Annotated in this window: 13 protein-coding genes; 8 read left to right on the forward strand and 5 right to left on the reverse strand. The window is 65.6% G+C overall.

All coding sequences use genetic code 11. The features are described from left to right. Both AWJ14_RS11125 and AWJ14_RS11130 read left to right on the forward strand, forming a co-directional pair. A partial coding sequence (locus AWJ14_RS11125) for a MutS-related protein (RefSeq protein WP_425349625.1) occupies nt 1-1,108 on the forward strand: 1,108 nt, incomplete at its 5' end. A 75-nt stretch (nt 1,109-1,183) separates the two neighbouring features. Further along, nucleotides 1,184-2,176 (forward strand): adenosine kinase, encoded by a 993-nt coding sequence (locus AWJ14_RS11130; protein WP_066178685.1) that lies wholly within the window; start codon nt 1,184-1,186, stop codon nt 2,174-2,176. Between the two features lie 37 nt (nt 2,177-2,213). On the opposite strand, the gene AWJ14_RS11135 is transcribed toward AWJ14_RS11130, so the two are convergent. From AWJ14_RS11135 to grpE, 3 genes are all read right to left on the reverse strand, one after another. Further along, the gene (locus AWJ14_RS11135; protein WP_066178687.1) at nt 2,214-2,792 is read right to left on the reverse strand and encodes an outer membrane protein; all 579 of its coding nucleotides are present in this window, start codon (nt 2,790-2,792) and stop codon (nt 2,214-2,216) included. Nucleotides 2,793-3,001: 209 nt separating this feature from the next. Further along, a complete protein-coding gene (locus AWJ14_RS11140; RefSeq protein ID WP_066178688.1) occupies nt 3,002-3,637 on the reverse strand; it encodes a trimeric intracellular cation channel family protein in 636 nt (211 codons plus the stop codon). A gap of 39 nt (nt 3,638-3,676) precedes the next feature. Continuing rightward, nucleotides 3,677-4,309, reverse strand: coding sequence for a nucleotide exchange factor GrpE (gene grpE / locus AWJ14_RS11145; RefSeq protein ID WP_066178689.1), 633 nt, complete (start codon nt 4,307-4,309; stop codon nt 3,677-3,679). Nucleotides 4,310-4,997: 688 nt separating this feature from the next. Between grpE and AWJ14_RS11150 the strand changes: the two genes are divergently transcribed. Then, complete coding sequence (locus AWJ14_RS11150; protein WP_066178691.1) at nt 4,998-6,461, forward strand: SEFIR domain-containing protein; 1,464 nt, start codon at nt 4,998-5,000, stop codon at nt 6,459-6,461. A 355-nt stretch (nt 6,462-6,816) separates the two neighbouring features. Here AWJ14_RS11150 and hrcA read toward each other — a convergent pair whose 3' ends face one another. Continuing rightward, on the reverse strand, nt 6,817-7,902 hold the full coding sequence (gene hrcA / locus AWJ14_RS11155; protein WP_066178693.1) for a heat-inducible transcriptional repressor HrcA: 1,086 nt from the start codon (nt 7,900-7,902) through the stop codon (nt 6,817-6,819). Nucleotides 7,903-8,125: 223 nt separating this feature from the next. Here hrcA and rph point away from each other — a divergent pair, with 223 nt between their 5' ends. The 3 genes from rph to hemW are packed head-to-tail and all read left to right on the forward strand — an operon-like array spanning nt 8,126 to nt 10,722. Further along, the gene (gene rph, locus AWJ14_RS11160) at nt 8,126-8,854 is read left to right on the forward strand and encodes a ribonuclease PH (protein WP_066178696.1); all 729 of its coding nucleotides are present in this window, start codon (nt 8,126-8,128) and stop codon (nt 8,852-8,854) included. 3 nt (nt 8,855-8,857) lie between these two features. Then, nucleotides 8,858-9,520, forward strand: coding sequence for a non-canonical purine NTP pyrophosphatase (locus AWJ14_RS11165; protein WP_066178699.1), 663 nt, complete (start codon nt 8,858-8,860; stop codon nt 9,518-9,520). Next, on the forward strand, nt 9,517-10,722 hold the full coding sequence (gene hemW, locus AWJ14_RS11170; protein ID WP_066178705.1) for a radical SAM family heme chaperone HemW: 1,206 nt from the start codon (nt 9,517-9,519) through the stop codon (nt 10,720-10,722). Before AWJ14_RS11165 ends, hemW begins: the two co-directional genes overlap by 4 nt. 41 nt (nt 10,723-10,763) lie before the next feature. On the opposite strand, the gene AWJ14_RS11175 is transcribed toward hemW, so the two are convergent. Continuing rightward, nucleotides 10,764-12,662 carry a putative bifunctional diguanylate cyclase/phosphodiesterase gene (locus AWJ14_RS11175; protein ID WP_245304229.1) on the reverse strand — a complete coding sequence of 633 codons (1,899 nt, stop codon included), beginning with the start codon at nt 12,660-12,662 and terminating at the stop codon, nt 10,764-10,766. Between the two features lie 282 nt (nt 12,663-12,944). Here AWJ14_RS11175 and rsmI point away from each other — a divergent pair, with 282 nt between their 5' ends. Continuing rightward, nucleotides 12,945-13,922, forward strand: a complete 978-nt coding sequence (gene rsmI, locus AWJ14_RS11180; protein ID WP_066178712.1) for a 16S rRNA (cytidine(1402)-2'-O)-methyltransferase — start codon at nt 12,945-12,947, stop codon at nt 13,920-13,922. Next, nucleotides 13,900-14,268: a YraN family protein gene (locus AWJ14_RS11185; RefSeq protein WP_066178715.1), complete on the forward strand. Its 369-nt coding sequence runs from the start codon at nt 13,900-13,902 to the stop codon at nt 14,266-14,268. Before rsmI ends, AWJ14_RS11185 begins: the two co-directional genes overlap by 23 nt. Nucleotides 14,269-14,446: the final 178 nt, after the last annotated feature.

The raw sequence follows: 14,446 nt of genomic DNA on the forward strand, positions 1-14,446 counted from the left end.
CGAAACCCGCATCGCCAATGCCGCGGGCGAGGCGATCGCCATCGAGCTTTCGGCCTTCGACGAGATGGTGCAGCTCGCGGTCGCCCATGCCGAGGCGGTCAAGTCCGCGGCCGAGGCGCTGTCGGTGATCGACGTAACCGCGGCGCTCGCCGAACTCGCCCAGGAACAGGGCTATGCGCGACCGAAAGTGGACGACAGCCTCGCCTTCGAGATTGTCGCCGGCCGGCATCCGGTGGTCGAGCAGGCGCTGAGACGCCAGGCGGCGCAACCCTTCGTCGCCAATGACTGCGATCTCTCGCCGCCCGACGGCAAGGATGACGGCGGCGCGATCTGGCTGCTGACCGGCCCCAACATGGGCGGCAAGTCGACTTTTCTCAGACAAAACGCACTGATTGCGATCCTGGCGCAGATGGGCTCCTTCGTGCCCGCGGGCTCGGCCCATATCGGCGCGGTCGACCGGCTGTTTTCGCGCGTCGGCGCCTCCGACGACCTTGCCCGCGGGCGCTCGACCTTCATGGTCGAAATGGTGGAGACCGCGGCGATCCTCAACCAGGCGGGTCCGCGCTCGCTCGTCATCCTCGACGAGATCGGTCGCGGCACGGCGACCTTCGACGGCTTGTCGATCGCCTGGGCGGCGGTCGAGCACCTGCATGCCGAAAACCGCTGCCGCGGCCTGTTCGCGACCCATTTCCATGAACTCACCGCGCTGTCGGAGAAGCTGCCGCGGCTCCACAACGCCACCATGAAGGTCAAGGAATGGCAGGGCGAGGTGGTGTTCCTGCACGAGGTCGGCGCGGGTGCCGCCGACCGGTCCTACGGCATCCAGGTAGCGCGGCTCGCGGGGCTGCCCGACGCAGTCGTCGCCCGCGCCCGCGAGGTGCTCGACCTTCTGGAATCGAGCGAACGGGAAAACCCGGCGGCGCGGCTCGTCGACGACCTGCCGCTGTTTGCCGTGCCGGTGAGGAACGAGGCGCCCAAGCCCGCCAAGGGACCGTCCCCGTCGGACAGCTATCTTGCCGCGCTCAATCCCGACGACATGACCCCGCGCGATGCGCTCGAGGCGCTCTACGAACTCAAGCGGCGGCAGGCGGAACAGGCAAAGGCCTGAGCGCCGGTCTTCCAATCGCGCGAAAAATCTTTATGAAAAACGGGCATCCCCAGTCGCCAACCGGTAAGATTTTCCATGAGCAAGTTTGACGTCCTGTGCATCGGCAATGCCATTGTCGACATCATCGCCCGCTGCGACGAGGCCTTCCTCGTTGACAACGACATCATCAAGGGCGCGATGAACCTGATCGACGCCGAGCGGGCGGAACTGCTTTACGAGCGGATGGGGCCGGCCATCGAGGCCTCGGGCGGCAGCGCCGGCAACACGGCGGCGGGGATCGCGAGCTTCGGCAGCCGCGCGGCCTATTTCGGCAAGGTCTCCGACGACCAGCTCGGCAAGATCTACACCCACGACATCCGCGCCCAGGGCGTGCATTTCAACACCAAGCCACTGGGCGGTACGCCACCCACGGCCCGCTCGATGATCTTCGTCACCCCCGACAGCGAGCGCTCGATGAACACCTATCTCGGCGCCTGCGTCGAACTCGGGCCCGAGGACATCGAGGAAGAGGTGGTGGCCGAGGCCAAGGTCACCTATTTCGAGGGCTATCTGTGGGACCCGCCGCGCGCCAAGGAGGCGATCCGGCTCGCCGCCGAAATCGGCCATGCGCACGGCCGCGAGATGGCGATCACGCTGTCGGACCCGTTCTGCGTGGGCCGCTACCGCGACGAATTCCTCGACCTGATGCGCTCGGGCACGATCGACATCGTGTTCGCCAATTCCGACGAGGTAAAATCGCTTTACGAGACCGATGATTTCGAGGATGCCGCGCGGCAGCTCGCGGAGGATTGCCGGATTGCGGTCGTCACCCGCTCCGAGCTGGGATCGCTGATCCTTGCGCAGGGAGAGCGCGTCGAGGTGCAGGCGCTGCCGGTCGACGAGGTGGTCGACACCACCGGCGCCGGCGACCTCTACGCCGCGGGCTTCCTGCACGGCTATGCGCAGGGCAAGCCGCTCGATATCTGCGGCCGGCTCGGCAGCCTTGCCGCCGGCCTGGTCATCCAGCAGATCGGGCCGCGGCCGCAGCTTTCGCTCAAGGACGCCGCCCGCCAGGCCGGGCTCGACTGAGCCGGGCCTCGCCCGCAGGCAAGCCCCGCACGGCCGGTCAGAACTTCAGGCCGAGGCGCGCGCGCAGCACGTTCATGTCGACATCGACGCCGGTGCCGTCGAAATCGCTGAAGCTGTGATGGCTGTAGTCGATGCCGGCGGTGACGCGGTCGGTGATCGCATAGTCGACGCCCGCCCCCACCAGCCAGCCGGTGTCCGCATAGCGCGGGCCGCCGCCCGATCTCGAGAACCTGGCCTGGCTCACGCCGACCGAGCCGGTGAAGAGAAACCGGTCGAGAGACATGCCGCCGCGCAGGCGTGCGGACAGGAGGTGATCGGTCTCGTAGGGCGGGTGCTTCATGCCGGAATATTCGGCGCTGACTTCCGGCCCGACATAGACATTGTCGCCGAACCGGAACAGATAGCCGGCGTGAAGCCCGGCGACGCCATCATCGACCTCGGCCGAATAGGTGCCGTCGGCATCGAGCCAGTCATAGCCGAGCTGGACGCCGACATAGGCCCCGTCCCAGCCGAAGCCTGTGGGATCGAAAGGCGCCGTGGCGTCGGCGGCAAGAAGCGGGGATGTCGTGCCGAGCGCGAGAACGAAAGCCGCGGCACCGAGGACGTGACGAACCATGATGGTCCTCCTCTTCAGACGAATTGTGGTGTTTCAGGACATTCCCAACAGGCCACAGCCCGGACCGGCCTTGCATTGACGACCGTCAACAATCCCCCCGCTCACGGCCATTTTCGAGGGCGGGGAGCCGGGCGACATCCGCTGTTCGATCCAAAAGGACCGACGCAGGCGGTTGACCAAGGGGCCGACCGGGCGGGTGGGAAGGCCGGTTACATCACGTCTTCGGGCGGCCGGCCGGGCCGCGGGCGATAGGGCGAGAACGCCCAGCCGTAGCGGATCGCGCCGCCGCGCACGATGAACGCAAGGGCCACGCCGATCGCCGAGGCCGCGACCAGCGGCGCACCGATGAGCGTTGCGGCGACGAAGCCGCCCGCGCCCGAAAGTGCTGCCGAGACATAGATTTCCGGACGCAGCAGCACAGAGGGCTCACCCGACAACAGATCGCGCAGGATGCCGCCCAGGCAGGCCGTCATCATGCCGGTGACGAGGGCGACCACCGGCGAGCCGCTGATCGCGAGCCCCTTGGCAGCGCCCATCACCGAATAGGCGGCCATGCCCACCGCATCGAGCCAGAGCAGCAGGCGGTAGCGCGATTCGACCAGATGCGCGGTCACGAACACCACCAGCGCCACGCCGACGCAAACCACCAGGTAGACCGGCCTCGACACCCAGAACACCGGCGCCTGGCCGAGCACCAGATCGCGCAGGGTGCCGCCGCCGGTGCCGGTCACCGCGGCCAGGAACACGAAGCCGATGATGTCGAGCTGCTTGCGCGAGGCCGCAAGTGCGCCGGTGGCGGCAAACACCGCCACGCCGGCATAATCGAGCGCGTCGAGCAGGGTCATGTCGCGTGTCTCCCGCCCGGCACCCGGGGCTGTGGGGCCTCAGGCGTCCTTTTCGGCCTCGGGGCTGATCGGCCCGGGCTCGGCAGCCGCGGCCTGCTCCTTGGGGCCGCCCTTGGCGACACCGACCATGGCCGGGCGCAACATGCGCTCGCCGATCACATAGCCCGGCTGCACCACATCGACGACGGTGTTGTTGGGCACCTCCGGATTCGGCACCTCGTACATCGCCTGATGGAAGTTCGGATCGAACTTCTGGCCCTTGGGATCGACCTTGCGCACGCCGTGGCGTTCGAGTGCTGCGAGCATCGCCCGTTCGGTGAGCTCGACGCCTTCGACCAGCGACTTCAACCCATTGTCATCCGCGCCTTCGGCCTGTTCCGGCACGGCCGCAAGCGCGCGCTGGAGATTGTCGGAGACCTGCAGCATGTCGCGGGCGAAGCCGGCGATCGCGTAGCTCTTGGCGTCCTTGATCTCGCGGGCGGTGCGGCGGCGCAGGTTTTCCATCTCGGCGGCCATGCGCAGCCGCTGGTCCTTCAGCTGTTCGAGGTCAGCGAGCAACGCCTCCATTGGGTCAAGCTCGGTCGCCTGTTCGGTCGTGGCGGCCTCTGCTTCCGCGGCTGCGGCGTCGGCCTGTGGCTTGTTGTCTTCGCGGCCCTGGCTTTCATCGCTCATGGTGTGCTTGTCCTGACTGTTTTACCTTGGATTTCTCCGGGGACTTATCCGGATGTTGCCTCGCATATCGACGTTCGGAGGGCAAAAATCAAGGGTCTCCCGGCGCCGGAAGGGCAGATGCTCGCCCTGTCCGCAGGCAAACCGGCTCGCGCGGTCAGGGGTTCGCGGGCCGGGTTTTGGAAGCGGGTTGGAGGCGGGGCGGATCGGGCGGAGCACGGGGCAGAGGCGGGGCGGAGCGGGCGGCGCTGATTATAGCGACGTGTCCGGGTCAGGCGGTGTTTGGATCTGTTCCAGGGCTGGATCGGTCAAGGAGTTGCGTCAGCATTCGGCCGGGAGGCGCCGATCAACACCTATTGATGCAATGGCGGCTTCGCGCCTAATTTTCGGACGCTCGCAATCTTGGCCCTGGCACCCTAAGCAGTCGTTCGCTGCGCATCACATGAAAGGCCGAAATGCGTAGGAAGCGGACCTTGGGGTAGCGACCGGGACGAATGTTAGAATGTAGGAGGCTGAGCTTCGACCCAGCGACCACGTCGGCCGCTAGGCCCAGGCAAGAGCACAAAAATCCGCGGTCCAACGTTGTGGAGTAGAGCAATGCCGCATGACACTCCCGCGTCGCCGCAATCTGTTTCATAGTGTTCTCCCATAGACTATACAGCCAAAGATATCTGCAATTCGGAAGTGCCAAATGTCCGACAACCAGCCCATTCCACCTAAAGCGTTCATCTCGTATAGTTGGAGCAGTCCCGACCATGAATCTCGCGTCTTGGACCTTGCAACCGACCTACGTTCGGCAGGCGTGGATGCAATTCTAGACAAATGGGACCTGCGCGAAGGTCAAGAGTCGGCTGCTTTTATGGAGCAGATGGTCACCGACAAAGACATTCAGAAGGTCATCATTGTATCTGATAAGGCCTACGCCGAGAAATCGGATAATCGCTCGGGTGGAGCAGGCACCGAGGCACAGATCATATCCCCAAAGCTATATAGTGGCGAGGATGAAGGTAAGTTCGTCGCGCTCGTGTTTGAGAGAGATGAACATGGTAAAGCCTGCTTGCCAGCCTACTACACGTCGCGAATTTTCATCGACTTCACTGACCAGACCAGAGCAACCGACAGCTTTGAACAGCTAGTGCGTTGGATTTTCGACAAGCCCCTTCACCGAAAACCAGACGTTGGACGCGCTCCCGCCTACCTCAGTTCGGATGAAACCACGATCACTCTCGCTACGAGCGCGGCTCATCGCAGAGCGATGGACGCAGTGCAGAACAGCCGGCCTCACGCATTTGCAGCAACGCAGGAGTATTTGGAAACCCTCACCAATCAGCTACAGTCATTCCGCATCAACGTGGAGACTGACCCACTGTCAGATGAGATTTTAAGCAACTACGCTTCTTTTTTGCCATATCGGGATGAAACGATTACGCTGGTTCGCGCAATTTCCCGAGCAGAGCCTAATCCACGCTATGGCGATGCTCTACACGCATTTCTCGAACGTTTCATTCCTTTTTTCCATGCTACGCCAGAAAGCGGGAGACATCGAAAATTCGACTTCGACAACTACAAGTTCTTTGCGCATGAACTGCTGTTGTACTTCTCCACAATTGGGATGACTGATGGTCGCACTGACTTAGTTGATGCAATTTTAGGGCGACCTTACTACGACAATTTTCGTGGAGAGAGCGGCGGCAATTCGATTGGATCCTACGACGTATTTTCCTTTCATGATGGTCTCCTTGACTACCGCAACAAACAGCTTGAGCTAGGGCGCTATTCGCTTCACGCGGACCTTCTCAGCGAAAGAGCGGTAGGAAGCGGCTTTAGGTTCGAGCAACTGATACAGTCCGACTTTGTTCTGTTCCTGCGCCATCGACTGCTTCACGCAGAACCCTACTACTTCTGGTTTCCCGTTACGATGAATCTTCTTGCTTACGGTCACCACCATCCATTTGAGATATTTGCTCGAGCGCAGTCGGCGCGCGAACTCAAGCGCTTGCTCCCAATGCTCGGGATTGAAAATCGAGGGCCACTTGACGAGTTAGTAAAAGCATATTCTGACGACCCGAGGAAAGCTCCGAGCTTCAACGATGGCTGGGATCGCCTAGACATTGCGAAGCTTACGGGACACGGTCAGCTTGGCTCTCGCCCCTGACCGTCAGAGCGTCTGTTTTGTAGACGTGAGACAGGCTCGCGCACTCCGAGTGCTGCGAGGCGACGACATCGGGTGAGAACAACGTTTTGATTTGTCGATCTCCCAACACCCTTGAGAGGCACTTGCCCGATTTGTGCGCCGACGCTACGGTGATCGGAGAGCTAAAGGGCGAGCTTGGCAGAAACAGCAAGGTTGACATGGCCGAACTTCGTGCCGCCTTCGATCTTCACGCGCCTGCTTGACCGCACATCAGGCGCGAGCCCACCTCTCCCCCTGGCGCTTTCCGGCCAGAAGCCCCGTCGTCCGCGCCCTAGGTCAGGGCCGGAGATCCACGGCCCGACGCCCCTCAGCCCCGCTACTTCCGCACCAGCCGCGAGACCAGTTGCGCGGTGTAGTCGACCATCGGCACGATGCGGGCATAGTTCAGTCGGGTCGGGCCGATGATGCCCACGGCGCCCACGACCTTGTCCTCGCCGTCGCGCCAGGGGGCGACGATCAGGGAGGAGCCGGAGAGCGAGAACAGCTTGTTTTCCGAGCCGATGAAGATGCGCACGCCCGAGCCTTCCTCGGCCAGCGTCATCAGCTCGATCAGGCTTTCCTTGCGCTCGAGTTCGTCGAACAGGAGCTTGAGCCGGTCGAGTTCCTCCCCCGCCGACAGGCCTTCGAGCAGGTTGCCGCGGCCGCGCACGATCAGCCGCGCCGAGCCCGCGCCCTCGCGCGTGCCGGCCCAGACCGCGAGCCCGCGTTCGACCAGGTCGCGCGAGAGCACATCGAGCTCCCGGCGCACCTCCTCGGTGATGCCCTCGAGTTCGCCGCGCACCTCGCTCAGCGTGCGGCCTGCGAGATGGGCGTTCAGGAAATTCGCGGCTTCCGTCAGCTGCCCCGCGGTCACGCCGTCGGGCAGCTCCATCACCCGGTTTTCGACCTGGTCGTTGCCGCCGACCAGCACCACCAGCGCCCGCTTCGGGTCGAGCCGGATGAATTCGATGTGGCGGATGGTGGCGTCCTGCTTGGCGGCGATGACGAGGCCCGCGCCCCGGGTCATGCCCGAGAGCATCTGGCTCGCCTCGGTCAGCAGCGTCTCCACCGGCCGGCTCGAATCCTCGGCATGGACCTGGCGTTCGATGGTCTCGCGCATGTCGGGCTGCAGGTCGCCCACCTGCATGAAGGCGTCGACGAAGAAGCGCAGCCCCTTCTGCGTGGGCAGGCGGCCGGCGCTCACATGCGGGGCGTAGATCAGGCCCAGATCCTCGAGATCGCTCATCACGTTGCGGATGGAGGCCGGCGACAGCGACATGGGCAGCATGCGCGAGAGAGAGCGCGAGCCGAGCGGATCGCCCGATTCCATGTAGCTTTCCACCAGCGCGCGAAAGATCTCCCGCGAGCGCTCGTCGAGCGATCCGGCGAGATCGGCTGATATGGAGGGCGTGTTCATGGTCATTCCGGTTGTCCTCGAAGCCGCCTTCGGCCCAGCCCGGCAAGGACTGGAGCGGCCCTTTCGCGCGGAATATAGGGTCTAGCGGCGCGGGGCGGAAGAGGCAATCCGGCTGGGGGCGCGGCCGGTCGGGGCTCAGGCGCGGGCCCGGCCGCGCCCCACGCTTTTCCTTTGCATAAGGCACCTCGCGCCGATAGAACGCGCCAAGATCGGAATCAGGAGAGAGAACATGCGTCCATCGGGCCGGAAGACAGACATGATGCGGGCGGTCAGCTTCGAGCGCAACGTATCCAAGCACGCCGAAGGGTCCTGCCTGGTCAAGTTCGGCGACACCCATGTGCTGTGCACGGCGAGCCTCGAGGAACGTGTGCCGCCGTGGCTGCGCAATGGCGGCAAGGGCTGGGTGACGGCCGAATACGGCATGCTGCCGCGCTCGACCGGCGACCGCATGCGCCGCGAGGCCAGCGCCGGCAAGCAGGGCGGCCGCACGCTCGAGATCCAGCGCCTGATCGGCCGCTCGCTGCGCGCCGTGGTCGATCTCGAAGCGCTCGGCGAGCGCCAGATCACCGTCGACTGCGACGTCATCCAGGCCGATGGCGGCACCCGCACCGCCTCGATCACCGGCGCCTGGATCGCGCTTTACGACTGCCTGAAATGGATGGAACAGCGCTCGATGATCAAGCTCGACCGGGTGCTCAAGGACCATGTCGCCGCCATTTCCTGCGGCGTGTTCGCCGGCCAGGCCGTGATCGATCTCGACTATCTCGAGGATTCGGCGGCAGAGACCGACGCCAATTTCGTCATGACCGGCTCCGGCGGCATCGTCGAGATCCAGGGCACGGCCGAAGGTGCGCCCTTCTCCGAAGCCCAGCTTCTGGAGCTGATGGCGCTCGCCAAGGCCGGGATCGCCGATCTCGTGGCCAAGCAGAAGGAGACGGTCGCAGGACCGCAGCAGTAAGCGATGCCAGATCCGTTGACCGTTACGCTCACCACGCTGCTGGTGGCCAGCCACAATGCCGGCAAGATCGCCGAGATGCGCGACCTGTGCGGGCCGCTCGGCATCGAGGTGACCTCGGCGGCCGAACTCGGCCTGCCCGAGCCCGAGGAGACCGGTGACACCTTCGAGGCCAATGCGGCGACCAAGGCGCTCGCCGCGGCGCGCGCCTCGGGCCTGATCGCGCTGTCGGACGATTCCGGCCTGGTGGTCGATGCGCTCGTCGGCGCGCCCGGCGTCTACACCGCCGACTGGGCGACGCTGCCCGAGGGCGGTCGCGACTTCGGCATCGCCATGCAGAAGGTCGAGGACGCGCTCAAGGCGCGCGGCGCGCTCGAGGAATCGCAGCGCACCGGCCGGTTCGTGAGCGTGCTGTGCCTGGCAACGCCCGAGGGCGACACCAGCTTCTACCGCGGCGAAGCGGAGGGCGTTCTGGTCTGGCCGCCGCGCGGCACGCTTGGCTTCGGCTATGATCCGGTGTTCCGCCCCGATGGCCACACCCGCACCTTCGGCGAGATGCCGGCCGAGGAAAAGCACGGCTGGAAGCCCGGCCAGGCCACCGCCCTGTCGCACCGCGCCCGCGCCTTCAAGCTGTTTGCCGAACAGCGCCTCGGCGTTGCCGCCACGTGAGCCCACAAGCCGCCTCCCCGGCCGCGACCTCCCTGCCCGGCGGGATCAGCCCCGACACCGGCCAGCCCGGCTTCGGCGTCTATCTGCACTGGCCGTTCTGCGCCGCCAAATGCCCCTATTGCGATTTCAACAGCCATGTCCGCCATGCCGGCGTCGACCAGCAGGCCTTCGTGCGCGCCTTCGAGCGCGAGATCGCGACGATGCGCGAGATGTCGGGGCCGCGCGTGGTCACCTCGATGTTCTTCGGCGGCGGCACGCCCTCGCTGATGGCGCCCGACACGGTGGCGGCGATCCTCGATGCGGTGCGCGCGGCCTGGGTGGTGCCGGACGGCATTGAGATCACGCTCGAAGCCAATCCGTCGAGCGTGGAGGCAACGCGGTTTCGCGGCTATCGCGAGGCGGGCGTCAACCGCGTGTCGATGGGCGTGCAGGCCTTGAACGACACGGACCTCAGGCAGCTCGGCCGCCTGCACGATCGCGCCGAGGCGCTCAAGGCCATTGGCCTGGCGCGCGAGATCTTCCCGCGCATGTCGTTCGACCTGATCTATGCCCGGCCCGGGCAGACGCTCGAGGCCTGGGAGCAGGAGCTTGAGGAGGCGATCGGGCTCGCCGCCGATCACCTGTCGCTCTACCAACTCACCATCGAGGAAGGCACGCCGTTTTTCGGGCTGCACAAGGCGGGCAAGCTGGTGGTGCCCGACGGCGAAACCTCGGCCGATCTCTATGAACTCACGCAGCGGGTCTGCGAGAGCCACGGGCTGCCGGCCTATGAGGTGTCCAACCACGCCCGGCCCGGCGCCGAAAGCCGGCACAATCTCACCTATTGGCGCTATGGCGATTATGCGGGCATCGGCCCGGGTGCGCATGGCCGGCTGCTCACCGCCCAGGCCAAGATCGCCACCGCCACCGAGCGCCACCCCGAAACCTGGCTCGCCCGCGTGGCCGAGCACGGCCACGGCATGGTCGAGACCAGCGAACTGAGCGCCGCCGAGCAGGCGGACGAACTGCTGCTGATGGGGCTGAGGCTGCGCGAGGGCATCGATCTCAAGCGCTGGAGCTCGCTGTCGGGGCGGACGCTCGACCCGGACCGCACCGAATTCCTGATCGGCCACGGGCTGATCGAGCAGACGGCGCCCGACCGGATCCGCTGCACGCCGGACGGCATGATGGTGCTCGACGCGGTGGTGGCCGACCTCGCCTGACCGGCCGCACCTGATCTGCAGCCAGGCGCAACGGCTCGGGCTTATGCGCCCCCCGAGGCGATCCTTGCGGCGGTCTCCGCGGCGCCGTCCTGAAGCAGGTATTCAGTCGCGTCGGTTTCGGAGATGGGGCGCGAGAACAGGTAGCCCTGGACCAGCTTGCCGCCCAGCTGCCGAAGGGCCGCCAGTTCCTCCTCGGTTTCCACCCCTTCGGTGACGCAGCGCAGTCCCATGTCGGAACTGAGCGCCAGCAGCGACTTGACGATCTTCAGGCTGGCCGGATTCTTGTGCAGTTCGGTGACGAAGCTGCGGTCGATCTTGATCTTGGTCAGCGGCAGCGCGTGCAACTGGCTCAGGCTCGAATAGCCGGTGCCGAAATCGTCGAGCGCGATGCCGCAGCCCATCGTCTTGAGCATGTTGATCGCCGATTTGGCCTGGGCGAAATCATACATCATCGCCGTCTCGGTGATCTCGAAATCGAGGCGCCTGGGGTCGATGCCGCTGGCCATGATGATGCCGGCCAGGGCGATCGCGCTTTCGGACGAACTGATGTCGTGGGTCGACAGATTGAAGGAAAGCCCCACCTCCCCTGGCCAGGCGCCCGCGCTCGCCAGCGCCTTCCTGAGCAGCACCCGCGTCAGCTGCCCGATCAGGCCGATGCGCTCGGCGACGGGGATGAACTGGCCCGGCGGCACGCTGCCCAGCGTGGGGCTGGTCCAGCGCGCCAGCGCCTCGAAGGCCACGGTCCTGTCGCTGCCGATATCGACGATCGGCTGGAAATAGACCGCGATTTCGGCTTCGAGGTCGGCCTGCCGCAAGGCCTGCTCGATCTGCTTCTCGCGCTGGATCGCCTTCACATGGCTCTGCGAGAACAGCATGGAATGCCCGCGCGTGGTGCGCTTGGCCTGATAGAGCGCATAGTCGGCGCTTTCGTAGAGCTCCTCCGCGCCGACCGCCAGTTCCGGATAGACCGCAAAGCCGATGGTGCCCGCGAGCTGCAGCGTCGCCTCGGGAAGGACGAAGGGATCGCGCAGGGCCATGCAGATCTTCTCGCCGAAGGCCAGAAGCTCCGCATCCGGCGGGCAGTCGGCGATGACGAGGGCGAATTCGTCGCCACCCAGGCGCGCCAGATGACAGTTCTGCTTCATCAGCCCCGACAGCCGGTGGCCGACCTGCACCAGCAGGGTGTCGCCCAGCTTGTGGCCGTAAAGGTCGTTGACCGGCTTGAAGCCGTCGAGATCGATGATGCCGACCGCGAGGCGGCGCGTCCCGGTGGCGGCGAAAACCTCGTCAAGATGCGAGAAGAAGCTGCGGCGATTCGGGAGCCCGGTCAGGCTGTCGAGATTGGCGAGACGGAAATTCTCCCGGCCCACCGCTTCCACCTTGCGGCGGGCCTGCACCGCGCCTGCGAAATGGCGGAACTGCACGGTCACCACCATCAACAGCGCGATCGACACCAGCAACAGGTTGCCCGCCATGCTGGCGAAGCTGGCGATGCCGGAGAGGCTGAAATAGACGAAGAACATGAGATTGATGACGATCGCCGCGATGAAGGCGGCCGAGCGCAGCTGCTGCAGGCAGATGATCACGCCGAGCCCGCTGATGCCGATGAAGAAGGCGATGTTGCCCTGCAGATAGGGATCGCCATAGGGATACAGTGCCAGCGCCCAGCCGGTCAGGGTCACGGTCAGGGCGACGGCGAACAGGTTGGTGAGCGTGAGCGCGCGCCGCGCCATGCGGGCCGTGGGCACCACGCCCCGCGACCGCCACCAGCCCCACAGCCGTGCCCCGCAAATCAGGGTGAAGCCGACCGGCAGGTAAATGGTCAGCCAGGCCGGAGCAACCGGAATGAAATTCAGCGCCAGGGCCCATGCATTGACAAGCACGATCGAGTACATCAGCGGCACCTGGCGCGAGAAAACCTCGTACTGTGCCTTGAGCAATCCCGGATTTTCACCCGGGACGAAAAACAGATGGGACAAGCGCCCAAAAAGAGATCTCAGCATGATGCAACAACCGATTGCTCGCGACCACATGGACTTCCGGATTGTCCCACCATATAAGGCAGTGATTAAATTATAGTTTCGGCTTGCAATGCGACCTGGCGCCGCAATCGCGGTCACCGCGTCGGGGTCGCTTCATCGCCCTGCCCCTCGATTTTCCGGCCCGAACTCTGCTACACCCGGCTCATCGATTGACCAGGCACGGCACACGGCGGGACGGACATGACGCGCAGCACATCGGACACCTCCGGCGAAGCGGACCGCGATGAGACCGGCGGGGCGGGACGCGGGTTCCGCCTGTCCGGGCACCGCATCGCCGCGCGACCGCTCGAGCCGGCGCTGTATCTGGTCTCCACCCCGATCGGCAATCTCGGCGACATCACCATCCGGGCATTGGAAACGCTTGCGGGCGCCGACATCATCGCCTGCGAGGATACGAGGGTCAGCCGGGTGCTGCTCGAGCGCTACGGCATCGCCACCCGGCCGCATGCCTATCACGAGCACAATGCCGACCGCGCCGGTCCGAAGCTAATCGCGGCGCTCGAGGCCGGCCAGAGCGTGGCACTGATCTCGGATGCCGGAACGCCACTCGTCTCAGATCCCGGCTACCGGCTCACACAGACGGCGATCGCGGCGGGGCTGCGGGTGATCCCGGTGCCGGGCGCGGCGGCACCGATGGCAGCACTGGTGGCCGCCGGACTTCCGAGCGACACCTTCCTGTTCGCGGGCTTCCTGCCCTCCAGGGACAAGGCCCGGCGCGACCGGCTTGCGACCTACGCCACCCTCGACGCCACGGTGATGTTCTTCGAAAGCCCCAATCGGCTCGGGGCCTGCCTGGCGTCCGCGGCCGAGGTGATCGGGCCGGACCGGCCCGCCGCCGTCTGCCGGGAGCTGACCAAGGCCTTCGAGGAGATCCGGCGCGGCACGCTCGGCGAGCTGGCGGCGCATTATGCCGGCGAGAGCGTGCGCGGCGAGATCGTGCTGGCGATCGGCCCCGGCGCCGCGCCCGTGCCCTCGGAGGAAGACATCGACGCGCTGCTGGCCCGGCTGGTGGCCGAGCTGCCGGCGGGCAAGGCCGCGACGGAAGCGGCCCGCCTCACCGGCCAGCCGCGCAAGCAACTCTACCAGCGACTGCTCGACATGAAGCAGCCGGTGGCCAGCGTGCCGGAGGGCGAGGATGCGCACGGGCGGCGGACCTGAGCGAAAGCGGCGGCTCGAACGCAAGGGGCGCCGCGCCGAACTGCTGGCGGCCCTGGCGCTGATGCTCAAGGGCTACCGGATCGCCGCCATGCGCTACCGCACCCCCTCGGGCGAGATCGACCTTGTGGCGCGCAAGGGCGATCTGGTGGCCTTCGTCGAGGTGAAAGCCCGCCGCGACCTCGCCGCCGGCGTCGATTCGGTCGGCTATCCCGCGCAACGGCGCATCGCCGCCGCGGCTGAGCTGTTCATCAGCCGCCAGCCCGACGGATCGACGCTGTCGTGGCGTCACGACATCGTCGTGGTGCGTCCCTGGCGATGGCCGCTGCATCTGCCGGATGCATTCTGAACGGCATCGGCCGGATCCGGTCCTGCAGGCGAGCCGAACCCTTGGTTGCGCCTTGCGCCTGCCGGGAGCACCGCCGCCGATGCCATCTTCGGGTTCCCGAACGCCGGCGACGCGCCCGATACATGCGCATTAAAATCGATAAAAACACGTTGGATTGTTGAACTAGAGCGCGATCCGT

The organism is Parahoeflea olei, from assembly GCF_001703635.1.
Classification (GTDB): Bacteria; Pseudomonadota; Alphaproteobacteria; order Rhizobiales; family Rhizobiaceae; genus Hoeflea; species Hoeflea olei.